Below are 23,369 nucleotides of genomic sequence, written 5' to 3' on the forward strand. Positions count from 1 at the left end.
GGCGCCGGCGCGGGCGGCGGCGCGGGCGACCACACGCCGGGTGCGGCCGGGTCTGGGATGGGCGGCGGCATGCCGATGGGCGGCATGGGCGGCGGCGGTGGTGGTGGCCAGGGCGGCGACAGCGAACGCGCGGGCAGTCAGTGGCGCACGACAGGTCAACTGTTCGATGACGCTTACGCCGAAGCCGAGTCCAGCACCGGCAGCGCACTGGGTGAGAGGTAGGAAGTCCGATGCTTGACGAACGCGACCCGATCTTCCGCGCGGCATTGGCTCCGTTCGAGGACGCCCGCTACCGCAGGCAGGCCATCGTGGCCGAGATCGACCGTGAGTTCGATCAGCGTGCCACTGACCTGGCGAAAGCGAACGCTGAGCGGGACAAGCAGTCCGAACAACAGCTCAGCGACCTGACGAAGATGGCAGGCGACCGGAAGTCGGCCCAGCCCGAGCAGCAATCAGGCGGCTGGGAACGCAAGGAACGCAGGACCATGCTGTCCTTCGGCGACGATGACCAGCCGTCACCGCCGGGGTCTCTGCCGAGGCCTGCGCCGAGGCCCGTGCCGTCACCCCCGCAGGAGGCCCCCGCACTGCCCGCGTCGCCCGCGCCGGAGCGCTACTTGTCCTTCGGAGCGGTCGAAGACGATCCGCCGGCGCCACCGGCTTCGCCGCAGTCCGCGCCACGGCAGGCGCCGCGTCGGGCGGCCCCGCCGCCCGAGGATGACGACGACGACTTTTCAGGACACAGTTGGGTGCGCTGACCGGGCACTGACGACCAGGGGGAGCCATGCCGTCCGGTGAACTCCGGATCGATCATGAGGCGGTGGCGGTGGCGGTCAGGGAACTGACCGCTATCGGGTCCGCGCTCGATGCCGTGATGGAATACGCACGCGAGGACGACCTGGTGCCAGGCATGTTCGGTGTGCTCGGTGAGCAGCTGGGTGCGGCGTCGGCCTTCGCGCAGGTGCGCGATGAGTTGCGGATGTCGTTCGAACGGGCCGTGCCCTCGATCGACGAACTCGCCCGCTCGGTGGAGGATTCGGCCAACGCGGCGACCGCGGTGGACGAGGAATCCGCTGCGTTGATCAGCAGGGCGGGTGGCGAGCTGACGTGAGTGCTACCTCAGATGCGATCTTGGCCACACTGACGCCACCGGAGCCGGTCGAGGTGGACCACACGTCCACAGCGCTGATAACGGACAACATCAGCGCTTGGTGCGCCCAACTGTCCGTGAGAAATAGTGGATCGCTCTTCGAGCGCTGGCGCTCGCATCCCGCCGCGCGCGGCGGTTGGCAGGAACGCGCCTGGGGCACCCAGGTTGACGAACGGGCGCTGCAAGACTTACAGGGCATCGCATTCGGCAAGCTGGAGGCGAGCCGCCACCGGCTCGCCGCACTCGCGGGCGCCGCGGCCGCGCTCGGCGGTGTGACCCTGAGCGATGGCGGGCATAGCCCTGCGGTGAGCCTTGCCGCGGACCGGCTTGGTCGGTTCACGATGGCGGCGCGAGCCTGGCAGGACGGGTTGACCCAGTTGGCTACCGCGCTCGACGGTGCCCATGGTGTTGCCACCGAGGGGCTTCAGGTGTGGGTCGATGAGCTGCGGTCGGTCTCGCCCAAGGACATCGCCATCGACGACTCGGCCAAGCGCGACACGCAGATCGATCGCCTCGACGACGCGATGAAGAGCGGAACCCGCTGGGGCAGAACGTTTCCCGTCGACGCACTGCGTACGCCCGGGATGTGCGACCTCAATTTGGCGCCCGGCCAGGTGGGTGAGGCGTGGCCCAGCAATGAGGTCATCAACTACCTCGATGATTTCTGCGCGCGCTACGACGCGATCGTCGGCAAGTTCCGGCGCAACCTTCGCGATGTGCACGAAGCCACTGCCCGGGCGTGGTTGACGTTGGGGGATCTGGCGCGGGCGGTCAACGCGGATCCGTTCGCGCGCTTGGGAAGCGGGACAAGCGGGTCCACTGGCGAGAGCGTGACGATCCGCCAGGCGGGCCACGCGATCAAGGTGACGGAGCCGGATGCCGAAGGCCGCGTGGCGCTGAATGTCGATGGCAAGCAGTACGTGCTGGGCACGCAACCCGAGCCTGCCGCGCAGCCTGCGCCTGAGGCGGTCAGAGGTGGAGGGCCTGCCGGGGAGTCGGGCACCGGGAGCGCGGGTGCCGGTGGCGGCGGGGCTGGTGGGGCGTCGACCCCGCCTGCTGAAGGCATCTCGGCCGGCGCGCAGGTTCCGGCGGACGACGACGTCGAGAAGTCTCGCCAGGCAGGCGCTCCCGCAGGCGCTGTCGCCGCGGGTGGTGCTTCGCCCGCAGGTGGGGCACCGATGGGCGGAGGTATGGGTGGTGGGGGTGGTGGCCAGGGCGGCGGCGACTCCGAGCGCAAGGCGAGCAAGTGGCGGTTGGCGGGCAGCTTGTTCGATGACCGCGACCCGATGGCGAGCTTCGACGGCGTCGTCGGCGAAGATCCGGCAGCACGCGCGAAGTAGGGAGGCGACCGTGATCGACGAGACGGACCCGGCGGTCCGCGCGGCCCGCGCGGCGTTCCAGCACATCCGCGCCGACCTGGGCGACCGCCTCGACGCCTCCCGCGCCGCCTACCAGGCGAAGCTGGCGGCGCACGAGAAGTACGTCGCCGAGCGTGCCGCGAAGGAAGACGCGCAGCGGGCCGAGCAGGTCAAGCCGCAGGAGCGGAAGAAGGCGGTTCCAAGGGATCGCAAGGGAAAGCCACCCGTCCCAGAGAAGCCCGTTCGCGCCGTTCCGCCCAAGCAGGCTCGGCCCGAGCCGGTCGACCCTTCGGACACCGGGGTGTTCTCCGTGAGCTGGATGACCAAGAACTGACCTATCGCCCGTACCCCTGCGGCGGGAACCGCGGCGGCGGTCCGGTGACCAGAAGCGCTGCGCTCACGACAGGACGCATGGACCCGGCTGCCGAGGCGGACCGTAGTTCAATCCGTCAACGATGGAGGATGCCTCCGACGCCGTTCGCGGTTCGGTCAGTCGTTCGCCGCGATGTGTTCGCTGAACACCATGACCACCAGCACCAGCAGTGCGGCCACCATGACGCCGTTGAACGCGAACACCAGCGGATCACTTGTCTGGCGGGCGGGCAGCAGCATGGTCATCGTCGCCAGCACCAGCGCGATCGGCGCACAGACCAGGCACAGCAGCCGCCCCGCCCGCCGTCCTTTGAGGATCAGCACGCCACCGGCGATCATCCCGATGTCGCACAGCAGCGTCACGATTCCGGTGAGCCGCAGGTACACCGAGAGCAGCCAGGCGAGCCCGATCACGATCGAGAGCACGCCGATGACCGTCGCGCGGCGGGACCTAGGCGGTGGTGGCCAGATCGTCATCACCGTCGAAGGTGATCTCGGCGCCCTTGACGTCTTCCTCGACCAGCGGCAGGTATTCGGCCTCACCGGTGAGGTGGACCAGGAAGAACGCGGTGAGCAGAGCGCGGGACACGCGCTGGGTGGCGTGCTGGGCCTTGCCGTCGACGAGCAGCCCGCTCCAGTGCCTGCCCTCGGTGAACCCGAGGTGGGTCGCCTTGGGCAGCGTCCGCACCTGCACTGGCCCGGACCACGACCGGGCGATCAGCTCGGAGTTGCCCACCGGCGGCGCGACCCGGTCGGCGCCCGCGGCCAGGTGCAGACCCGGCATGCCGCAGGACCGGGCCGCCTCGGACGCGAACGGCTTGGTCTGGGAGGCCGCCATGGTCGCCACCGCGCGCACGCGGTTGTCGTCCGCGGCGGCGAGGACAGCGCAGCCACCGCCGGTCGAGTGACCCGCCAGGCCGAGCTTGTCGCCGTCGACGCTGATCGCGCCCTCGCCCAGGCGCACGCCGACGCACACGTCGAGGGCGGTGCGCAGGTCGGAGGCGAGCAGCCGGTGTGATCCCAGCGGCCCGGTGTGGGTGCCGGGGGCGGCCACGACGATGCCCCAGGACGCCAGGTGGCGGAACAGCCCGCGGTACCGGTCGGGCGGCTGCAGCCAGCCGTGGCCGAACGCGACGGCGGGCAGACCGAGGCCCGATTTCGGCGTGAAGACCAGCCCGGGCATGCCGATCAGCGCGAGATCGCCGCGAAGGACCTCGTTGGGACCGGGACGAGAGAGCTCGTCGAGCAGGTGCTTGGCCTTGCGTGCCATGTGCGCAGCCTATCGGTGGCCGGGCATCGGGGTGTGGCGGTGCCGGCTACCCTGGTGCGCGTGTGCGGAATCGTGGGATATGTGGGTCATCGACAGGCACTCGAAGTCGTCATCGGCGGGCTTCGCAGGCTGGAGTACCGCGGGTACGACTCGGCCGGGGTCGCCGTCCTGACCGGCGGTGACCTGGCCGTTGAGCGCAAGGCGGGCAGGCTCGCGAACCTGGAGGCCCGCCTCGACGAGGTCGGCCGCGACGGCTTCGCGGGCACCGCGGGCATGGGCCACACCCGCTGGGCCACCCACGGCGCCCCGATCGACCGCAACTCGCACCCGCACCGCGACACCACCGGCCGCGTCGCCGTGGTGCACAACGGCATCATCGAGAACTTCGTCGCCCTGCGCGGTGAGCTGGAGTCGGCGGGCGTCGAGTTCAGCAGCGACACCGACTCCGAGACCGCCGCCCACCTGGTCGCCCGCGCGTACGCCGACGGCGGGACCGCCGGTGACCTGCCCGCCAGCGTCCGGGACGTCTGCGCCCGCCTGGAGGGCGCGTTCACGCTGGTCGTTACCCATGTCGACGAGCCGGACCTGATCGTCGCCGCCCGCCGGTCCTCGCCGCTCGTGGTCGGCATCGGCGACGGCGAGACGTTTGTCGCATCCGACGTCGCCGCGTTCATCGAGTACACCCGCGAGGCCGTCGAACTGGGCCAGGACCAGCTCGTGGTGATCACCCGCGACGGCTACGCGGTCCTCGACTTCCACGGCGAGCCCGCCCCGGCCAAGACGTTCACCGTGGACTGGGACCTGTCCGCCGCCGAGAAGGGCGGCCACGAGTACTTCATGCTCAAGGAGATCGAAGAGCAGCCCGAGGCGTTGGCGAACACGCTCCGCGGGCACTTCGTCGACGGCCGGATCGTGCTCGACGAGCAGCGCCTCGCCGAGCAGGACCTGCGCGACGTCGACAAGGTCTTCGTCGTGGCCTGCGGCTCGGCGTACCACTCGGGCCTGGTCGCGAAGTACGCCATCGAGCACTGGACCCGGCTGCCCGTCGAGGTCGAGCTGGCCTCGGAGTTCCGCTACCGCGACCCGGTGCTCGACCGCGACACCCTGGTCGTGGCGGTGTCGCAGTCCGGTGAGACAGCCGACACCCTTGAGGCCGTGCGCCACGCGCGCGAGCAGAAGGCTCGCGTGCTCGCGGTGTGCAACACCAACGGCGCGCAGATCCCGCGCGAGTCCGACGCGGTCCTCTACACCCACGCCGGTCCGGAGATCGGGGTCGCGTCGACCAAGGCGTTCCTCGCCCAGATCGCGGCGAACTACCTGGTCGGCCTGGCCCTGGCGCAGGCCCGCGGCACCAAGTACGCCGACGAGATCGCCCGCGAGTTCCGCGAACTCGAGGCCATGCCCGACGCCGTCAGCCGGGTCCTGGGCACGGTCGACCAGGTCCGTGCCCTCGGGCGTGATCTTTCCGACTCCAAGGCGGTGCTGTTCCTCGGCCGCCACGTCGGCTACCCGGTCGCCCTCGAAGGCGCGCTCAAGCTCAAGGAACTGGCGTACATGCACGCCGAGGGCTTCGCGGCAGGCGAGCTCAAGCACGGTCCGATCGCGCTGATCGAGGAGGGCCTGCCGGTCGTCGTGGTCATGCCGTCGCCCAAGGGCCGCGCGGTGCTGCACTCCAAGCTGGTGTCCAACATCAGCGAGATCCAGGCCCGCGGCGCGCGCACGATCGTCATCGCCGAGGAGGGCGACGAGACGGTCCGCCCGTTCGCCGACGAGCTGATCGAGATCCCCGCCGTGCCGACGCTGCTGCAGCCGCTGGTGTCGACCGTTCCGCTTCAGGTGCTGGCCGCCGAGATCGCCCGCTCGCGCGGGTACGACGTCGACAAGCCGCGCAACCTGGCGAAGTCCGTGACGGTCGAATAGCCGTGAGGGGCGTCTGGACCACCGCGCGCGTCCGGGAGGCCGAGGACAAGGTCCTCGCCCGGACGCCGGAGGGCGCCCTCATGCGCCGTGCCGCCCATGGTGTGGCGCTCCACACGACCCGGCTGCTGCGCTCGACCACGGGCGGTGTCGCCGGTCGGCGGGTCGTGCTGCTCGTCGGCGCGGGCAACAACGGCGGCGACGCGCTGTGGGCGGGCGCGTTCCTGCGCAAGCGTTCCGTGGGTGTCACGGCTGTGCTCCTCGCACCCGACCGCGCGCATGCCGAAGGCCTGGAAGCGTTGCTGTGGGCGGGCGGACGCGTCGGCTCGGCTGATGACATCGATTCCGCCCACGTAGTGATCGACGGCATCGTCGGGCTCTCCGCGCGCGGCTCGCTGCGGCCGGACGCCGCCGCGCTGATGTCCCGGGTACGGGTGCCGATCGTCGCGGTGGACCTGCCCAGCGGTGTCGACCCGGACACCGGCGCGGTCGACGGTCCCGCGGTCGACGCCCAGGTCACGGTCACTTTCGGCGCGCTCAAGCCGGTCCACTTCCTCAGCCCGCGGTGCGGCGAGGTGCACTTCGTCGACCTCGGGCTCGACTTGGCCGATCCGGATTTCGAGGTGTTCGAGGCCGAGGACGTGGGCCGGGCATGGCCGCTGCCGGGTGCGTCGGACGACAAGTTCACCCAGGGCGTGGTCGGCATCGCGGCCGGTTCGGCGACCTATCCGGGTGCGGCCGTGCTCTCCGTTGGCGCCGCCGTGCGCGCCACCTCGGGCATGACCCGCTACGCGGGATCGGCGGCCGACGAGGTCCGCGCGCGCTGGCCGGAGGTTGTGGCGACGGGGTCGGTCGAGGACGCGGGCCGGGTGCAGGCGTGGGTGGTCGGCCCCGGACTGGGCACGGGCAAGACTTCGCGCGACGTCGTGGCCACGGTCCTCGGCGCCGGGGTGCCGACGGTGGTGGACGCCGACGGCATCACCTTGCTCGCCGAGAACTCCTCCCTCTGGGACGCCCGCGACCCGGACGTCCCGGTGCTGCTGACCCCGCACGCCCGCGAGTTCGCCCGCATCGCCGAACCGCTCGGCGTCGACCTCGGCGCGGACCGGGTCGGCGCGGCCCGTGCGCTGGCGGCGAAGCTGAACGCCACCGTCCTGCTCAAAGGCCACGCCACGGTCATCGCCGCCCCCGACGGCCGGGTGGCGGTGAACTCCGCCCGCTCGCACTGGCTGGCCACCGCCGGATCCGGTGACGTCCTTTCCGGACTCAGCGGCGCCCTGCTCGCCGCGGGCCTCGAACCGCGGCTCGCCGGCGCGTGCGCGGCCTTCGTGCATGTGCGTGCGGGGGAGCTGGCCGCGTCGGGGGCGCCCACGTCCGCGTCGGCCATCGTGGACGCGTTGCCCGACGCAATCCGCGGTGTGTCACGATTCCGTCATGCCTGACCAGCCGCGTGCCGAGGTGACGGTCGATCTCGACCACATCCGGCACAACGTCGCGCTGTTGTCCGCCCGGGCCGCGGGCGCGGAGACGATGGCCGTGGTCAAAGCCGACGGCTACGGCCACGGTGCCGTGCCGGTCGCCCGCGCCGCGCTCTCAGCAGGCGCGACCTGGCTCGGTGTAGCGTCGGTGCACGAGGCCGCGGTGCTGCGCGCGGCCGGGATCACCGCGCCGATCTTGGCCTGGCTCGACGTTCCCGGCGCCGAGGCCCCGCCGGACGTAGACCTGTCGGTGTCCTCTGTGGACCAGTTGGCCGGTCTGTCCGGCAGGCGGATCCACCTGAAGATCGACACCGGGTTGAGCCGCAACGGATGCCCGCGCTCGGCGTGGCCCGAGCTCGTCGCCGCGGCGGCCGCGTCGGACAACGACGTGTACGCCGTGTGGTCGCACCTGGCGTGTGCCGACGAACCGGGGCACCCGTCGGTCGACCGTCAGGCGGAGCGGTTCGCCGAGGCGTACCGGGTCGCGCTCGACGCCGGTCTGACGCCACGCAGGCACCTGGCGAACTCGGCGGCCACCCTCGACCGCAAGGACCTGCACTTCGACCTGGTGCGCGTGGGTATCGCCATGTACGGGCTGAATCCCTTGCCGTACCACGAAGACCTGCGGCCTGCGATGACATTCCGTTCGTCCGTCGTGCTCACCAAGCGGATCGACGCGGGCGAATCAGTCTCTTATGGACACACGTGGACCGTCGACCAGGCAACGAACCTGGCGCTCGTGCCGGTGGGCTACGCCGACGGCGTCTCCCGATCCCTGTCCGGCCGGTTCGACGTGTTCCTCGGCGGCAGGCGGCGTCCGGTGCGCGGCCGGGTGTGCATGGACCAGATCATCGTCGACTGCGGTGACGACGAAGTCCTTGTGGGAGAAGAAGTAGTGCTGTTCGGCACGGGCGATCGCGGCGAGCCCACCGCCCGTGAATGGGCCGACATCATCGGGACGATCGACTACGAGGTCGTCACCGGCATGTACCGCTCCCGCGTGGCCCGCACGTACCTCGGCGAGTCCTCGTGAGCGTGACCAACCGGGTTCTCGCCGGTGTCGGCATGGCCATCGCCGGGGGTGCCGTCGTGGCGGGCGTCATCCGGGCCCGCAGGCCGGAGGAACTGCACGCGGGTGCGGCGCTGGGCGAGCTGCCGCCCGACCGGGTCAGCACCGTCGCCGCCGCTGACGGCGGCGCGCTGTCCGTGGAGGAAGTCGACCCGGATGACGGCGGGAAGCCGGAACTCACGGTCATCCTCGTCCACGGTTTCGCACTTTCCCGTCGCTGCTGGCACTTCCAGCGCCAAGGCCTCGCCGCCATGACCGAACCCCGTGTGCGGCAAGTGCTTTACGACCACCGCAGCCACGGCCGCTCCGCGCTGACCGACGAGGCGTCGAGCACCATCGAGCAACTCGCCCGCGACCTCGACGACGTCATCCGCGCCATGGCGCCGGAGGGTCCGCTGGTCCTCGTCGGGCATTCCATGGGCGGCATGGCCATCATGGAGTTGGCCGAGCAGAACCCGGAGCTGTTCGCTGAGCGGGTCGAAGGCGTGGCGCTCATCGGCACGTCCGCGGGCGAGGTCGGCAAGAGCGGGCTTTCCCGTCCGCTGCTGTCGAAGTACAACCCGGTGACCCGCTACCTCGGCCGTTTCGCCGACTGGCAGCCAGGTCTGGTCGAACTGGTGCGGGCGAGCGGCGGCCAGCTCACCCGGCAGGCGGTGCGCAGGCTCGCCTTCGGGTCGCGCAGCGTCAGCCCGAGCCTGGTCGACTTCCTGATGGACATGCTCAACGTGACACCGGTGCGGGTGCTGGCCGACTTCATCGAGACTTTGGGCAGCCACAACAGGTACGCGGCCTTAGCCGGTTTGAAGCACAGCCGCGTGTTGGTCATCGGCGCCGACGAGGACCGGATGACGCCGTTCGAGCACACCGAACGCATCGCGTTAGAACTGCCCGACGCCGTGCTGGTCCGAGCCCGCGGCGCTGGGCACATGGTCATGTTGGAACAACCCGATTTCGTGAACGAACACCTGGCCGACCTGCTGCGCGACTGCGCGCGCGGCGCGGGCGCCGGGCGGAAGAAGTGGTGGCGTCGTGGCTGAGACGATCGAACTGCCCGAGGTCGAGGACACCCTCGACTTCGGCCGCAAACTCGGCGAGATGGTGCGTCCGGGCGACCTGATCCTGCTCGCGGGCCCGCTGGGTGCGGGCAAAACCGTTGTCGCCAAAGGGATAGCCGCCGGGCTTGGGGTGCACGGACGGGTCAGCAGCCCGACGTTCATCATCGCCCGCGAACACCAGGCAGGCGACCGCGGCATTCCCCTGGTCCACGTCGACGCGTACCGCCTCGGCGGAGACCTCACCGAGTTGGACGATCTGGACCTGGACACCGAGCTGGTCGACGCCGTCGTCGTCATCGAATGGGGCGAAGGCGCCGGCGAGCGGCTGTCGGAGGACCACCTCCTCATCCGCCTGGACCGCCGCCCCGACGACAGCCGGGTGGCCACCCTCGAACCTCATGGAAACTGGACCGACCGCCGGATAGGCTGACCCGCATGCGAGCGGTGATCTTCGACTGGGGCGGCACCCTGACCCCGTGGGTGACCATGGACATGCGCGCCGGGTGGCAGATCTACGCCGACATCGTCCACGCCGACGACCCGGAGCAGGCCAAGGCCATCGCCGACGCCCTCCTCGCCGCCGACGACGCGGCCTGGTCGCGCTGCCGCGCGGAGGCCACGGCGTTCTCGCTGAGCCACGTGCTGACCGAGGTGGGCGTGCCGGAGCACGAGGCGGCTTGGGCGGCATACCGGGCTTTCTGGGACCAGGCCACGTACACCGACCCCGAGGTAACCCCGCTGCTGACCGAACTCCGCGCCCGCGGCCTGCGCACCGGCGTCCTGTCGTCCACGTCCTGGCCCGGCGCCTGGCACGAGGAAATCCTGATCCGCGACAACGTCCGCCACCTCTTCGACGCGTGCGTGTGGAGCAGCGACCTCGAGTACACCAAACCGCACCCGAAGTCCTTCGAAGCCGCCATGCACGCCATCGGCATCGACGACCCGGCGGACTGCGTCTACGTCGGCGACCGCCCCCACGACGACATCAACGGCGCCAAGTCAGCGGGGATGAAGGCGATCTTGATCCCGCACAGCGACATCCCGGAAGACCAGCGGGTCCCGGTGGACGTCGAACCGGATGCGATCCTGCACCGCCTGTCGGACCTGCCGAAGATCCTCGACAGCTGGAGCTAGCCAGCAAGACGTACAACATGTACATTTGATACATGACGGCTGCCCGCGATCATGAAGTAAGCGTGACGGACGCGCGCGCCCAGCTTCCCGAGTTGCTGGACACGCATGTGCGCGATGGCGATGTCGTCTATCTGACCAGGTACGGCAGGCGGGTTGGCGCGGTTGTGCCCGCTGATGTCGCTGAGCGACTCGAAGAGCTTGAGGACGCCTACTGGTCGCAGCGTGCCGCGGACGTGCTCGCCAAAGGCGAGACGTCTGTTCCTTGGGATGAGGCTGTGGCGCTGCTGGAAGCCGGGGACCTCGACCGGTGACGTGTCGGATCGAGATCGCCCGCGAGGCGATCCGAGCTCTGGCAAAGCTCGACAAGCCGATTCGCCGTCGGCTGCAGACCGCGATCACCAAGCTGGGCGACGATCCTCGCCCGCATGGCGCCATCGCCCTCCAGGGCTTGAGCGGCGCGTATCGCGTGCGCGTCGGCGATTATCGTGTGGTTTACACCGTCGATGACGGTCGACTCGTGGTTTTGGTCGTCGATCTTGGTCACCGCCGCGAGATCTATCGAGATCTCTAGTCTGCGATCCCTCGAACAACGCCCAACTCGACAAGATCAGCGGGCCGCAATCGCAACTGCTCAGCAGTGGCCGGAACATCTTCCGGTGACCGCTTCAAAATCGCCGCACACAACTCCGGTGCGATCACCGAGAAGTAGGCATCGGGCGTGATCCAAGTCCGATCCGGCGCCGCCAACGCCAACGCTCCGCCCGACCCGCCTTCGCCAATCACCAGAGTCGTCACGGGCACCCGAGCCGCCGCCACAGTCGCGAACAATTCCGCGATGGCAGGCCCGACTCCCGCTCGCTCAGCAGCGGCATCATTCGCGGCCCCGGGTGTGTCGACCAAAGTCAGCACAGAGATCCCCAACCGCTCAGCCAACCGGATCAGCCGAGCCGCTGTCCGGAACCCGGCGGGCGTGGTGGCGGTCCCACTCTGTGCCGCATAGGCAACGGAATGCCGACCACGCAGCCCGATCCCGCACAGCATCCCGGCATCCACGCCACCGCAACGATCCCCGGAAATCGACCGCCGCAAGTCGAAATAATCGTCCAAATAGGACTCTGCGTGCGGCCGGGTCGCCAACCGGGCACGCTGGACCGCCGACCACCCATCAGCGGACGGTTCGACAGATCCCAACGACCGCGGCACCTCAGCAGGCTCCGGTGTCCCCGAACTCAGCAGCAGCAACCATTCCGCCACAACGGAACCGACATCTTCGAGGGCACACACCTCATCGATGTGTCCGTGAGCGAGTTGCCCCTCAGCCGTATACGCCGGGTCATCAGCGACCGGCCGCACCCGCCGTCCGGCGAACCCGACCTGCGCCTGCTCGATCCCAATGATCACATCCGCACCCGCGCCGAGCGAAGCCCACAGCCCGCCGGTCGTCGGGTCGCGGAGCACCGAGATCTGCGGAACCCCAGCCTGATGCAGCAGGGTCGACTGCCGTGCCACCCGCTGAAGTTGGTGCAGGGAAAGCATTCCCTCATGCATACGACTGCCGCCTGTGGCGATCAGCGACACCAACGGCGTCCGTGTTTCCCGCGCCCGAGTGAACGCGTACTCGATCCGGTCCCCGGTCGCACTGCCAACCGACCCGCCAAGAAACCGAAAGTCGAACACGATAAGCACGGCCGAGACGCCACCCACGCGCCCTTCGCCGCACACCACGGACTCGGTCTCACCCGAAGCCCGCGCGGCCCGCTCGCGTGCCTCCCCATACCCGGCCCAGCCAAGCGGTCCATCCCCAGGTCCGGCAGTTGTCCACAGCCCGCCCGGCACCCCTCCCTTCCGCCCCCCACCCCCGATAGACTGGCCAGGGGCCGTCCCCCCGGGGAAGGGCGGGGGCTGCGCTGCGGGTGTTTCGCGGGTGGAAGTGTTCGTGGGGAACTCGGTGAAGTCGGTGGTGATGGCGGCGATCAGGTGCCGCGCTCCCTCGTCAGGCATGCAGCGCTCGCTTGGTGACCTTGCCCATTTCGTTGCGCGGCAACGCGTCCAGGTAGTGGACCACCCGCGGGCGCTTGTGCGGGGACAGCAGCGCGGCCACGTGGTCGGCCAACTCCTTCGCTGACGGCGGTTCCCCTGACGGCACCACCCACGCCACGATCCGCTCGCCCAAGTCCTCGTCCGGCTCACCCGTCACCGCGACCTCCGCGACCCCAGGGTGTTCCAACAGCGCGTTCTCGATCTCACCCGCGCCGATCTTGTAGCCGCCGCTCTTGATCAGGTCCGTGGCCCGCCGCCCGACGATCCGGACATACCCGTCGGCCGAGCGCACCGCCATGTCCCCGGTCCTGAACCACCCGTCCCGCAACGCCTCCGCCGTTGCGTCCGGCCGGTTCAGGTAGCCCAGGAACAGGTTCGGCCCGCGCACCTCGATCTCGCCGATCTCGCCGTCGGGGACCTCGGCGCCGGAGTCGACCAGCCGCACGTCCACACAGTCGACCGCCGGCCCCACGAATCCGGGCCTCCGGTCCCCGGACGCGCGCACGGCGCAGTTCATCAGGGTCTCGGTCATCCCATACCGCTCGACGACCTCCTGACCCGTCGCCTTCGTGATTCGCGCGTGGTCGGTCGCGGGCAGCGCCGCCGAACCGGACACGAGCAGCCGCGCCCGCCCGACCGCCGCGGCCAGGTCGGCGTCGGCCTCGCAGTCCGCCGCGAGCCGGTGGTACATCGTCGGGACGCCGAACATGACCGTCGCCGAGCCGGACAGGGCCGTCGCGATCGCGTGCGTGTCGAACTTGCCGATGTGGTGCGCCGCGCCGCCGAGCCGCAGGGGGCCGAGCACGCCGAGGATCAAGCCGTGCACATGGAACAGCGGCAGCGCGTGCACCACCGTGTCCGCGGCCGTCCACTCCCACGCCTGCGCGAGCGCGTCCAGGTTCGACGCGATGGCCCGGCGGGGTAGGAGCACGCCCTTCGGTGGCCCGGTGGTGCCCGACGTGTAGACGACGAACGCGGGCGACTCCGGATCGGCCTCGGCGGGCAGCGGACCGTCGAGCCGGGCCGACAGGTCGACCGTCACCCCATCGGGGCCGCCGATCACCAGGTCGGGTGAGCTGTCGCCCAGGATGTGCGCCAGTTCGCGCTCGCCGATCTTCGGGTTGATCGGCACCACGGCCGCCCCCGAGAGCAGGACGCCGACGACGGCGACGCAGGTCTCCAGCGTCGGTGTGGCCCACACGGCGACCCGGCGGGCGGCGCCCACCTGGGCCGCGACCGCCTTGGCCGCCGCGGCGAGCTCGGCGTGGGTGAGGACGTCGGACCCGAATCGGAGCGCTTCACGCTCGTCCGGAACAGCCAGGGTGGGCAGCAGCACGACGCCAACCCTAGTGCCGCCGAACGCTCACCGGCAGTTATGACGGTCACGCGCGCAAGCGTTTGCGACCGCGCCCCACGTGCCCGAAGGCACGCCTCGTACTCTTGACAACCGTGCTGGTACTCGCTGTGGACACCGCCACGCCCGCGGTCACCGCCGGTGTTGTCGAACTGACCGACGGGCGCCCCCGCGTGCTGGCCGAATGCGTCACGGTCGACGCCAAGGCCCACGGGGAACTGCTCACCCCGCACGTGCGCGACGCTCTCGCCGCCGCCGGCCGGACACTCGCCGACCTCGACGCGATCGTCTGCGGCATCGGCCCCGGCCCGTTCACCGGCCTGCGCGCGGGCATGGTCACCGCGGGCGCCCTCGGCCACGCCCTCGACCGACCCGTCTACCCGGTTTGCTCGCTCGACGCGATCGCCGCCGACGCCCCTGGGGCGCCGCTGCTGGTGGTCACCGACGCGCGCCGCCGCGAGGTCTACTGGGCCGCCTACGACGGCGCCCGGATCACCGAGCCCGCCGTCACGCCGCCCGCCGAACTGGCCGAGCGCCTCGCCGACCTCGGCGTCGTCCGCGCCGCGGGCTACGGCGCCAAGCTCTACGCGGAGATCCTGGGCCTGCCCGTGGTCGGCCCGGACCACCCGAGCCCGGCCGGTCTCGTCGCCGCGGCGGACTTCACCGCCGACCCCGGCCCGCTCACCCCGCTCTACCTGCGTAGGCCCGACGCCGTCGAGCCCGGCGCGCGCAAGCGGGTGAGTCCGAGGTGACCGTGCGCCTCGAACCGCTGCGGCGCAAGGACCTGCGCCGCTGCGCTGAACTGGAGAAGATTCTGTTCTCCGGCGAGGACCCGTGGAGCGAGTCCGCGTTCGCCTCCGAACTGGACTGGGGCCACTACTACCTCGGCGCCTACGTCGAGGACAAGCTCGTCGGCTACGCCGGGCTGTCCCTGGCGGGCGCGCCCGGCGACATGGAAGCCAGCGTGCACACCCTCGGCGTCGACCCGGCCTTCCAGCGTCAGGGCATCGGCGAGCTGCTGCTGCGCGCGCTGCTCGCTCGGGCCGACGAGGAGTCCGCCGCCGTGTTCCTCGAAGTGCGCACGGACAACAAGTCCGCCATCGCGCTCTACGGGAAGCACGGCTTCACCACCATCGGCCTGCGCCGCCGCTACTACCAGCCCTCGGGCGCCGACGCCTTCACGATGGCGCGGCCCGAGAACGCCGGAGTCCCCGTGGAGGAGACCACGTGACGATCATCCTGGGCATCGAGAGCTCCTGCGACGAGACCGGCGTCGGCATCGTCCGCCTCGATCGCGACGGAGGGGTCGAGCTGCTCGCCGACGAGGTCGCGTCCAGCGTCGACCAGCACGTCCGGTTCGGTGGCGTGGTCCCCGAGATCGCCAGCCGGGCGCACCTGGAGGCGATGGTCCCGACCATGCGCCGCGCGTTCGAGGTCGCCGGTCTCGGTCTGTCCGATGTGGACGCGATCACCGTCACCTGTGGACCCGGCCTGTCCGGCGCGCTGCTGGTGGGTGTCTCGGCCGCCAAGGCGTACGCCATGTCGCTCGGCGTTCCCCTCTACGGCGCCAACCACCTCGCGGGCCACGTCGCCGCCGACACGCTCGACCACGGTCCGCTGCCCTCGCCGTGCCTGGCCCTGCTGGTCTCCGGCGGCCACAGCCAGCTGCTGCGGGTGGACGACCTGTCGGGCAAGATCACCGAGATCGGCTCGACCATCGACGACGCCGCGGGCGAGGCCTACGACAAGGTCGCCAGGGTCATCGGCCTGCCCTACCCCGGCGGCCCGCCCATCGACAAGGCCGCCCAGCGCGGCAACCCGAAGGCGATCGCCTTCCCCCGCGGCCTCACCGGCCCACGCGACGCGAAGTACGACTTCTCCTTCTCGGGGTTGAAGACCTCCGTCGCGCGCTGGGTCGAAGCCCGCGAACGCGACGGCGAGGAAATCCCGGTCGACGACGTCTGCGCGTCCTTCCAGGAGGCCGTCGCCGATGTCCTGACCGCCAAGGCCGTGCGCGCGGCCACAGAGCTGGGAATCGGCACCATGGTCATCTCCGGCGGAGTCGCCGCGAACTCCCGCCTCAAGGTCCTGGCCGCCGAACGCTGCGCCGCCGCGGGCATCGAGCTTCGCGTCCCCCGCCCCCGCCTGTGCACCGACAACGGAGCGATGATGGCCGCCCTCGGCGCCCACCTCGTGGCGGCGGGCGTCCAGCCGTCCTCTTTGGACCTTTCGGCGAACCCGGCGCTGCCGGTCTCGACGGTGTCGGTCTAAATCGCGTTGCCCTGGGAGGCCACTGTCGGACATAGTTCCGTTCGACAGCAACGAAACCCGGAGTTGAGCGTGCACGGCAAGTCCGAAACCAATCGGCCTCTGGAGTGCGCCCGCCGCCGGGGTTCCCCATGATCACCTGATCGTGAGGAGCCGCCGTTCGGATACTCGGACGGCGGTTTTTGTTGTCAGCGCCCGGCTTCCTGGGGGAGTCGGGGGCGTCCCCGCGCACGGGCGGTCCCATCCCATCAACCCATTCGGTCCGGTGCACCGGGCGGAAGTGCTTCCGTGCGAGCACTTCCGCCCGAACCCGATCACCGCCGCATACACACCCTGAGCGCCGGGTCCAGCCCAAGCTTCGCCTCACGAGCGACCAACTCGGCCAACCCCGGTGTCGGCTCCACGACCCCAAACCCGATCTTGGCGTAGTAGACCCCGTTCCACGCCAGGTCCCGGTAGGTCGCCAGGGTCAGCGCCGCCAGTCCGTGCTCGCGCGTCCACCCGTCCAGGTGGTCGATCAGCCGCGCCCCGAGCCGCCGCCCCCGAAACCGCGGATCGACACTCACCTGCGCGATGTGCGCACACCCGTCGACCACCTCGGCGAGCAGATACCCACCGACGACCCCGTCCCCGACGGCCACCCAGCACCGCCCGGCGTCAGTGAACTCCGCAAGCACCTCGACGGGCGGCGGCGGCATGTCGGCGATGAAGTCCATCCCGACCGTCCGGAACACCTCACCCGCGAGAACCTCGATCTCCCGCAGCCGCTCGAAGTCGCCCGCCGCCGCTTCGCGGATCATCGGCCTGCCCAGGGTCGCGCGGCGACGAGGCATGGCGGCGATGGCGTCCATCCCGAACGCGCGGAACGGGCCACCCGCGTCGCCCTCGATCTCGTGGAGTCGAGGGATTCCGCGGGCAGCCCGTTCCGAATGATCACCGTGCCGACGTTACTCGGCGACGGTCTTCTTACGCCTCCGAGTTACGAACACCGCGAAACCGCCGAGGACGACCGCGGACAGACCCGCGATCGCGGGCCAGACCACGCTGGCGCCGGTGTTCGGCAGATCGCCCGAGGCGGCCTTGCCCTGCGCGGCGGGGACCGCGGTGGTCGTCGTGACCGGCGCGGCCGTCGTGGTCGTGGTCGGGGTCGGCTGCGGGTTCGCCGACTTCACGACCTCCAGGAACGAGTCACAGCCATAGGGGCACACCTTGGTGATGCGGAAGTCCCACCTGGTGTCCTTGCGCACCCAGCCGTCCGAGAAGGCGATGTCGTACGCCCCGACTGGGATGTCGGTGAACGCGGCCTTGCCCTTCGCGTCGGCCTTCACGGTGACCACGATCTTCTTCGTGGTCACGTCGATGAGGCTGACGTCGAGGCCGGGCAGTTCCTCGCCGTCCTGGTGCCACTCGTCGCCACCCGGCTTGTTCGCGAACGCGGTGATCGACACGCTGCCGACCGCGTTCTCCTCACCGGCGAACGCCCAGGCGTCGGCCTGCGGGTTGTTCGACCCGTCGAAGCCGAAGTCGCACGAGACCCGGACCATGCCGTACTCGCCCGCTCCGGCGGGCACCACACCGGACACCGTGATCACCTTGGTCTCGCCGCCGCCGACCTTGGCGCCCGCGCCGTCGAATCCGAGTTCACCCCAGGACTTTTCGCCCCAGCCGACGTGGTCGGGGCTCCCGCCGATCCGGTCGCAGTTCGCCTTGATTCCCGCGAGCGCCACCGTGCCGGTGTTCTTGAGCGTCACCTTCATCTCGGCGGTGTCGCCGACCTGGTACCGCTGCTTGGTGAAGGCGATGGACGCGGTCAGGGACTTGTCGAAGTGGCCGACGCCGCCGAACAGCAGGTTCGCGTTGGCGTCGGTCGTGTCGACCGCGACGGGCTGGTACTGGAACGTCCAGCCGTCCTTCTCCTCCACGAACACGAGGTAAGGGACGGTCGCGACGTTGTCCATCCGGAAACGCCCCGCTGCGTCGGTCGTCGTCTCAGGACGGTCGTCTTGGAAGTAAGGGTTGCTCGCGGTGACCTTCGCCCCGGCGAGCGCTTCGCCGTCGTCGAACTTCTCGTTGCCGTTGCGGTCGGCGTACACGGTGCCTGCGAAGTAGCCGGTGCGCTTCTCGACCTTCGCCTCCGCCAAGGGGAACAGCGGGAGCCCCGGGCCGTCCGGCTTGATGCCGATGTAGCCGAGCAGCTCGACCTTCGTCGCGTTTACGTTGCCGATGTGCGCGAAGAAGTCGATCTCGACCGTCTCGTGCGCGTCCAGGGTGCCGCCCGACGGGTTGCTCCCGTTCCAGTTGAACTCACCCGCGTCGCCGGTGAAGTGGACGCCGTCCTTGCCCGCCGGGTAAGCGATCACGTGGTCGATCGGGGCGTCGGTGGTGTTGGTGATCGTCGCCGTGGCGACGACCTCCTCACCGGTGAGGTAAGTGTCCTTGTCGAAGCCGATCTCGATGTCGAGACCCTCGACAATGGGAGCCGGAACGATGCTTGGCGCGGGCTGTGCCACGGCGGCGTTGCCGCCGAGCGTCAGGCCCGCCACAGCCGCCCCTACAGGAGGGGTGCGTTGCACGCTTAGCACTCGCGTGGGTAGAGTGCCAAATGTACGGCACCAGCACCGCCCCGGCACCCGCGACGGCGGGGTGGCAGGAGCCGTCTGTCATAGGAACCTGCCAACGCTTTCGACGACCCGTGGAGGTCACAGCGGTGAGCGTCAACATCAAGCCGCTCGAGGACAAGATCGTTGTCCAGGCGAGCGAAGCCGAGGCCACGACCGCGTCTGGTCTGGTCATCCCGGACACAGCCAAGGAGAAGCCCCAGGAGGGCAAGGTCCTGGCTGTGGGTCCGGGCCGGATCGACGACAAGGGCAACCGCGTCCCCGTGGACGTGGCTGTCGGCGATGTCGTCATCTACTCCAAGTACGGCGGCACCGAGGTCAAGTACAACGGCGAGGAGTACCTCATCCTCTCCGCCCGCGACGTGCTGGCTGTCGTCAACTAGACACCGGCTGACCTAGTCGAACGCCCCGGCGGCCCCGTTCGGGGCACCGGGGCGTTCTTCATTCGAGTGCCCGCGTATATCGAGAGGTAATCAATGCCCAAGCAGATCAGTTTCGACGAGGACGCTCGTCGGGCCCTTGAGCGCGGGGTGAACAAGCTCGCCGACGCGGTCAAGGTCACGCTCGGCCCGCGTGGGCGTCACGTCGTGCTCGCCAAGAAGTTCGGTGGGCCGACGGTCACCAACGACGGTGTCACCATCGCCCGTGAGATCGAGTTGGAAGACTCGTTCGAGAACCTGGGCGCCCAGCTCGCCAAGAACGTCGCCACCAAGACCAACGACATCGCGGGCGACGGCACCACCACCGCCACCGTGCTGGCCCAGGCGCTCGTGCGCGTCGGCCTGCGCAACGTGGCCGCCGGTGCCAACCCGACCGCGATCGGCCGGGGCATCCAGGCCGCCTCGGACGCCGTTGTCGCCTCGCTGCTCGCGAAGGCCACGCCGGTCAAGGGCCGCGACAACATCGCCCAGGTCGGCACCGTCGCCTCGCGTGACGCCTCGATCGGCGCGCTGCTCGGCGAAGCCATCGAGAAGGTCGGCGAGGACGGTGTGATCACCGTGGAGGAGTCCTCCACGCTGGCCACCGAGCTCGTCATCACCGAGGGCGTCCAGTTCGACAAGGGCTACGTGTCGGCGCACTTCGCCACCGACCTGGAGTCCCAGGAAGCCGTGCTGGAGGACTGCTACGTCCTGCTGCACCGCGACAAGATCTCGGCGCTCGCCGACCTGCTGCCGATCCTGGAGAAGGTCGCCGAGTCCGGCAAGTCCGTCCTGATCGTCGCCGAGGACGTCGAAGGTGAGGCGCTGTCGACCCTGGTCGTCAACGCCCTGCGCAAGACGATCAAGGCCGTCGCGGTCAAGGCGCCGTTCTTCGGCGACCGCCGCAAGGCGTTCCTCGACGACCTCGCGGTCGTCACCGGCGGCCAGGTCATCGCCGCCGAGGTCGGTCTCAAGCTGTCCGAGGCGACCCTCGACTCGCTGGGCACCGCCCGCCGCGTCGTGGTCACCAAGGACGAGACCACGCTGGTCGAGGGTGGCGGCTCCAAGGCCGACATCGACGGTCGGGCCGAGCAGCTCCGCAAGGAGATCGAGGCCTCCGACTCCGACTGGGACCGCGAGAAGCTGCAGGAGCGGCTGGCGAAGCTCTCCGGCGGCGTCGCGGTCATCAAGGTCGGCGCGCCGACCGAGACCGAGCTGTCGGAGCGCAAGCACCGCATCGAGGACGCGGTCGCGGCCACCAAGGCGGCTGTCGAAGAAGGCATCGTCCCCGGCGGCGGTTCCGCGTTGGTGCTCGTGGCCAAGGAGCTCGAGGGCAACCTCGGCCTCACCGGCGACGAGGCGACCGGTGTCGCGATCGTCCGCGAGGCGCTGACCGCGCCGCTGTTCTGGATCGCCGCAAACGGCGGCCAGGAAGGCGCGGTCGTCGTCAACAAGGTCGCCGAGCTGCCGTGGGGCCACGGCTTCAACGCGGCCAAGCTGACCTACGGCGACCTGCTCGCCGACGGCGTCGTCGACCCGGTGAAGGTCACCCGCTCCGCGGTGGCCAACGCGGCGTCGATCGCCCGGATGGTGCTGACCACCGAGGTCTCCGTCGTGGAGAAGAAGGCGGAAGAGCCCGCTGGCCAGGGCCATGGCCACGGGCACGGTCACGGCCACTAGTTTTCTCGCACACGAAAGGCCCGTTCGCCTCGGCGAACGGGCCTTTCGCGTCTGCGCTAGTTGGCGACGGCCAGGGCGCGTTTCTCGGTTTTGATGATCGCCTCCCGCTCGGACTCGGAAAGCCCGCCCCAGATCCCGTAGGGCTCGTGCACGGCGAGCGCGTGGGTCCGGCAGAGGGACAGGACCGGGCATGCCTGGCAGATCGCCTTGGCCTTGGACTCGCGACGCGCGCGGGCGGGTCCGCGCTCCCCATCCGGATGGAAGAAGAACGCGCTGTCCATGCCTCTGCACGAGCCGTCGAGCTGCCAGTCCCACACATCGGCGTTCGGACCGGGGAGCCTGCGAGTGTCCGCCATGATGGCCGCCTCCATGTCTGTGGGAAGGGAGTCAATACTCCATTCGGTGCAGCGGCTTACACGCTAGAACCGCGTCAATACTTGTTCAAGGGTGATCGACTCATTCGTACCGCGATTCAGCCGATCGGCATCACCCAGTCGACGCAGCGTGGCCATGTATCCAGTTGCCGGACACTCGGCGTCACCCGACGATGGTGCTGTGGTGACCAAATCCGAGCAGGAGACACCGAGCGGTTCCACGGACAGTGGGCCGCCCGGTGATGGCGAGACCGACGAGTCAGACGAACCGACCCTTCCGGTCGCCGCCGTGGCCCGCAGGCTCGGCATCGCGCCGTCGACCCTGCGCACCTGGGACCGCCGCTACGGGGTCGGCCCGAGCGGGCACACGACGGGCAGCCACCGCCGGTACGCGCCCTCCGACATCGCCCGGCTGGAGCTGATGCAGCGGGCCCTGCTCAAGGGAGCGGCGCCCGCCGAGGCCGCCGACTACGCCCGCCGGGTGTCCGCCGAGACGGCCGCGGGCCGGACCCAGCCGGAGCATCCGGCCGAACCTGCCGCCGCGGCCGACCAAGACGGCGACTGGCTCTCGGACATCGCCGACCAGAGCAGGTCACAGGGCTCGCCGGACCCGCGCGGGCTCGGCCGGGCGGCGCTGGCGATGGACGACGAGTCGATGCAGGTGATGATCGCCGAGGCCATCGAGGGTTACGGCGTGGCCGCCACCTGGGACTCGATGATCCGTCCCGTGCTGTCCGCGGTGTCCAACCGCTGGGTGCACGCGGGGGACTGCGTGGAGCTCGAACACCTCGTCGACGAGTGCGTGCTGGCCGCCATGATCCGGGCGACCCCGCTGGTGCCCGCGCCGCGCAACACCCGGCCGATCCTGCTCTGCTGCGCGCCCGGCGAACGGCACTCGCTGCCCCTCTATGTCCTGCGCGCCGCACTGGCCCGCCGGGGCCTCGGCACCCGCATGCTGGGCGCGGCGCTGCCCTCCGCGTCCCTGGCCGCGGCCGTCCGACGCACCGCCCCAGCCGCCGTGGCGCTCTGGGCGCAGGTGGCGGCGAACGGCGGCGCGGACGTGATCGACCAGATTCCGCGCACGAGACAGCACATGCGGATCTTCGCGTGCGGGCCAGGGTGGTTCGACACCGACATGCCGGGACGGGTCGAGCACCTCGACGATCTCGCGGGCGCGGTGGACCGGATCGAGTCGGTGGTGCTCGGCGAGGCAGACTCGACCAGGTGAGTGACCCCGATCGGGCGGCCGGGTGGACGGCCGCATTCGGCGAAAACCCGAAAGCAGTAACCCCCGGCGGGCCTGCCGAGCCGCTCGACTTGTGGTTGGCGGCCGTCGCTCTCGGTGGCCGGGGTCAGTACGCGCGAGCCGCTGACCTGCTGCGGAGGTTGATCTTCAGCCCGGATCCGGTGATCGCCGCGCTCGCCGCGGCGACCCGCGCGTCGCATCTTCGCCAAGTCGGCGGGCACGCCCTCGCGAGAACGTTCGACGCGGCGGGCCTCAACCGGCTCGCGCGCGCGGCGCTGATCGGGTCGGGAGGCATCGACCGTGATCATCCCGACCTGCCCGGGCCGCCCGGCGCGGACGTTCGGGCCGCGCGGTCGGACGTCCTCCTCGGCCTCGCCGCCGACGCCATCGGCCTGGGCCGCACCGCGCAGGCTCGGCGCCTGTACGGAATCGAGTCCACCTTGGGGGACGGGGGCTGGCGCACGGAGATCCGGCGGGGCTGGGTGGCGGCGGAGACCGAACTCGGCGCCGGGTCCGCGCGGGCCGCTGTCGGGCCCGCCGAGGCCGCCGCTGCCGCCGCCGCGGCCTCGG

At 70.3% G+C, this 23,369-nt stretch carries 26 protein-coding genes and 1 pseudogene; 20 read left to right on the forward strand and 7 right to left on the reverse strand.

Annotated features, from left to right (window positions below; translation table 11 throughout):
• The 5 genes from ACRDSQ_RS31160 to ACRDSQ_RS31180 all read left to right on the forward strand — a co-directional run.
• Window positions 1-222 (forward strand): hypothetical protein (locus tag ACRDSQ_RS31160; RefSeq protein ID WP_431426062.1); only part of this gene is annotated, 222 nt, incomplete at its 5' end.
• A gap of 8 nt (window positions 223-230) precedes the next feature.
• Window positions 231-755, forward strand: coding sequence for a hypothetical protein (locus ACRDSQ_RS31165; protein WP_431426064.1), 525 nt, complete (start codon window positions 231-233; stop codon window positions 753-755).
• A 62-nt stretch (window positions 756-817) separates the two neighbouring features.
• Window positions 818-1,108: a hypothetical protein gene (locus ACRDSQ_RS31170; RefSeq protein WP_431426065.1), complete on the forward strand. Its 291-nt coding sequence runs from the start codon at window positions 818-820 to the stop codon at window positions 1,106-1,108.
• A 20-nt stretch (window positions 1,109-1,128) separates the two neighbouring features.
• The gene (locus ACRDSQ_RS31175) at window positions 1,129-2,487 is read left to right on the forward strand and encodes a hypothetical protein (protein ID WP_431426067.1); all 1,359 of its coding nucleotides are present in this window, start codon (window positions 1,129-1,131) and stop codon (window positions 2,485-2,487) included.
• Between the two features lie 10 nt (window positions 2,488-2,497).
• The gene (locus ACRDSQ_RS31180; RefSeq protein ID WP_431426068.1) at window positions 2,498-2,839 is read left to right on the forward strand and encodes a hypothetical protein; all 342 of its coding nucleotides are present in this window, start codon (window positions 2,498-2,500) and stop codon (window positions 2,837-2,839) included.
• A 155-nt stretch (window positions 2,840-2,994) separates the two neighbouring features.
• Here ACRDSQ_RS31180 and ACRDSQ_RS31185 read toward each other — a convergent pair whose 3' ends face one another.
• A complete protein-coding gene (locus tag ACRDSQ_RS31185; RefSeq protein ID WP_431426095.1) occupies window positions 2,995-3,354 on the reverse strand; it encodes a hypothetical protein in 360 nt (119 codons plus the stop codon).
• On the reverse strand, window positions 3,329-4,147 hold the full coding sequence (locus tag ACRDSQ_RS31190; RefSeq protein WP_431426069.1) for a dienelactone hydrolase family protein: 819 nt from the start codon (window positions 4,145-4,147) through the stop codon (window positions 3,329-3,331). The genes ACRDSQ_RS31185 and ACRDSQ_RS31190 overlap by 26 nt, the downstream gene beginning before the upstream one ends.
• Before the next feature lie 60 nt (window positions 4,148-4,207).
• On the opposite strand from ACRDSQ_RS31190, the gene glmS reads away from it, so the two are divergent.
• The 8 genes from glmS (at window position 4,208) to ACRDSQ_RS31230 (ending at window position 11,371) form a co-directional block, all read left to right on the forward strand.
• Complete coding sequence (glmS, locus tag ACRDSQ_RS31195) at window positions 4,208-6,067, forward strand: glutamine--fructose-6-phosphate transaminase (isomerizing) (protein ID WP_431426070.1); 1,860 nt, start codon at window positions 4,208-4,210, stop codon at window positions 6,065-6,067.
• Window positions 6,068-6,069: 2 nt separating this feature from the next.
• Window positions 6,070-7,506 (forward strand): NAD(P)H-hydrate dehydratase, encoded by a 1,437-nt coding sequence (locus ACRDSQ_RS31200; protein ID WP_431426071.1) that lies wholly within the window; start codon window positions 6,070-6,072, stop codon window positions 7,504-7,506.
• Window positions 7,499-8,575 carry an alanine racemase gene (alr, locus tag ACRDSQ_RS31205; protein WP_431426072.1) on the forward strand — a complete coding sequence of 359 codons (1,077 nt, stop codon included), beginning with the start codon at window positions 7,499-7,501 and terminating at the stop codon, window positions 8,573-8,575. Before ACRDSQ_RS31200 ends, alr begins: the two co-directional genes overlap by 8 nt.
• Before the next feature lie 32 nt (window positions 8,576-8,607).
• A complete protein-coding gene (locus tag ACRDSQ_RS31210; RefSeq protein ID WP_431426090.1) occupies window positions 8,608-9,648 on the forward strand; it encodes an alpha/beta fold hydrolase in 1,041 nt (346 codons plus the stop codon).
• Window positions 9,641-10,096 (forward strand): tRNA (adenosine(37)-N6)-threonylcarbamoyltransferase complex ATPase subunit type 1 TsaE, encoded by a 456-nt coding sequence (tsaE, locus tag ACRDSQ_RS31215; protein ID WP_431426073.1) that lies wholly within the window; start codon window positions 9,641-9,643, stop codon window positions 10,094-10,096. Before ACRDSQ_RS31210 ends, tsaE begins: the two co-directional genes overlap by 8 nt.
• A 5-nt stretch (window positions 10,097-10,101) precedes the next feature.
• Window positions 10,102-10,800 carry an HAD family hydrolase gene (locus ACRDSQ_RS31220; protein WP_431426075.1) on the forward strand — a complete coding sequence of 233 codons (699 nt, stop codon included), beginning with the start codon at window positions 10,102-10,104 and terminating at the stop codon, window positions 10,798-10,800.
• A gap of 62 nt (window positions 10,801-10,862) precedes the next feature.
• Window positions 10,863-11,111 carry a type II toxin-antitoxin system prevent-host-death family antitoxin gene (locus ACRDSQ_RS31225; protein ID WP_431426076.1) on the forward strand — a complete coding sequence of 83 codons (249 nt, stop codon included), beginning with the start codon at window positions 10,863-10,865 and terminating at the stop codon, window positions 11,109-11,111.
• Complete coding sequence (locus ACRDSQ_RS31230) at window positions 11,108-11,371, forward strand: type II toxin-antitoxin system RelE family toxin (RefSeq protein WP_187218380.1); 264 nt, start codon at window positions 11,108-11,110, stop codon at window positions 11,369-11,371. The genes ACRDSQ_RS31225 and ACRDSQ_RS31230 overlap by 4 nt, the downstream gene beginning before the upstream one ends.
• On the opposite strand, the gene ACRDSQ_RS31235 is transcribed toward ACRDSQ_RS31230, so the two are convergent.
• The gene (locus ACRDSQ_RS31235) at window positions 11,368-12,636 is read right to left on the reverse strand and encodes a carboxyl transferase domain-containing protein (protein WP_431426078.1); all 1,269 of its coding nucleotides are present in this window, start codon (window positions 12,634-12,636) and stop codon (window positions 11,368-11,370) included. The two genes, ACRDSQ_RS31230 and ACRDSQ_RS31235, sit on opposite strands and share 4 nt — an antisense overlap.
• A gap of 157 nt (window positions 12,637-12,793) precedes the next feature.
• Complete coding sequence (locus ACRDSQ_RS31240) at window positions 12,794-14,173, reverse strand: acyl-CoA synthetase (RefSeq protein WP_431426092.1); 1,380 nt, start codon at window positions 14,171-14,173, stop codon at window positions 12,794-12,796.
• A gap of 116 nt (window positions 14,174-14,289) precedes the next feature.
• On the opposite strand from ACRDSQ_RS31240, the gene tsaB reads away from it, so the two are divergent.
• From tsaB to tsaD, 3 genes are read left to right on the forward strand one after another with little or no spacing between them, the layout of a single operon-like run.
• A complete protein-coding gene (gene tsaB / locus ACRDSQ_RS31245; RefSeq protein ID WP_431426080.1) occupies window positions 14,290-14,946 on the forward strand; it encodes a tRNA (adenosine(37)-N6)-threonylcarbamoyltransferase complex dimerization subunit type 1 TsaB in 657 nt (218 codons plus the stop codon).
• 2 nt (window positions 14,947-14,948) lie between these two features.
• The gene (rimI, locus tag ACRDSQ_RS31250; RefSeq protein WP_431426093.1) at window positions 14,949-15,425 is read left to right on the forward strand and encodes a ribosomal protein S18-alanine N-acetyltransferase; all 477 of its coding nucleotides are present in this window, start codon (window positions 14,949-14,951) and stop codon (window positions 15,423-15,425) included.
• Window positions 15,422-16,465: a tRNA (adenosine(37)-N6)-threonylcarbamoyltransferase complex transferase subunit TsaD gene (gene tsaD, locus ACRDSQ_RS31255; protein WP_091382544.1), complete on the forward strand. Its 1,044-nt coding sequence runs from the start codon at window positions 15,422-15,424 to the stop codon at window positions 16,463-16,465. Before rimI ends, tsaD begins: the two co-directional genes overlap by 4 nt.
• Window positions 16,466-16,776: 311 nt before the next feature.
• Here the strand turns inward: tsaD and ACRDSQ_RS31260 are convergent, their stop codons facing one another.
• Together ACRDSQ_RS31260 and ACRDSQ_RS31265 are read right to left on the reverse strand one after the other, a co-directional pair.
• Complete coding sequence (locus ACRDSQ_RS31260) at window positions 16,777-17,295, reverse strand: GNAT family N-acetyltransferase (protein WP_431426082.1); 519 nt, start codon at window positions 17,293-17,295, stop codon at window positions 16,777-16,779.
• A 114-nt stretch (window positions 17,296-17,409) separates the two neighbouring features.
• Window positions 17,410-19,005, reverse strand: a complete 1,596-nt coding sequence (locus tag ACRDSQ_RS31265) for an LPXTG cell wall anchor domain-containing protein (protein ID WP_431426083.1) — start codon at window positions 19,003-19,005, stop codon at window positions 17,410-17,412.
• A gap of 164 nt (window positions 19,006-19,169) precedes the next feature.
• On the opposite strand from ACRDSQ_RS31265, the gene groES reads away from it, so the two are divergent.
• The gene (groES, locus tag ACRDSQ_RS31270; protein WP_091384212.1) at window positions 19,170-19,463 is read left to right on the forward strand and encodes a co-chaperone GroES; all 294 of its coding nucleotides are present in this window, start codon (window positions 19,170-19,172) and stop codon (window positions 19,461-19,463) included.
• A 93-nt stretch (window positions 19,464-19,556) separates the two neighbouring features.
• Window positions 19,557-21,179 carry a chaperonin GroEL gene (groL, locus tag ACRDSQ_RS31275; RefSeq protein ID WP_431426085.1) on the forward strand — a complete coding sequence of 541 codons (1,623 nt, stop codon included), beginning with the start codon at window positions 19,557-19,559 and terminating at the stop codon, window positions 21,177-21,179.
• Window positions 21,180-21,235: 56 nt separating this feature from the next.
• On the opposite strand, the gene ACRDSQ_RS31280 is transcribed toward groL, so the two are convergent.
• Window positions 21,236-21,535, reverse strand: coding sequence for a WhiB family transcriptional regulator (locus ACRDSQ_RS31280; protein ID WP_431426087.1), 300 nt, complete (start codon window positions 21,533-21,535; stop codon window positions 21,236-21,238).
• Between the two features lie 202 nt (window positions 21,536-21,737).
• Here ACRDSQ_RS31280 and ACRDSQ_RS31285 point away from each other — a divergent pair, with 202 nt between their 5' ends.
• Both ACRDSQ_RS31285 and ACRDSQ_RS31290 read left to right on the forward strand, forming a co-directional pair.
• The gene (locus tag ACRDSQ_RS31285) at window positions 21,738-22,781 is read left to right on the forward strand and encodes a MerR family transcriptional regulator (protein ID WP_431426088.1); all 1,044 of its coding nucleotides are present in this window, start codon (window positions 21,738-21,740) and stop codon (window positions 22,779-22,781) included.
• Window positions 22,778-23,369: pseudogene (locus ACRDSQ_RS31290) on the forward strand (hypothetical protein); the annotation flags it as partial. The gene ACRDSQ_RS31285 and the pseudogene ACRDSQ_RS31290, both read left to right, overlap by 4 nt.

The organism is Actinokineospora sp. (assembly GCF_050699995.1).
Classification (GTDB): Bacteria; Actinomycetota; Actinomycetes; order Mycobacteriales; family Pseudonocardiaceae; genus Actinokineospora.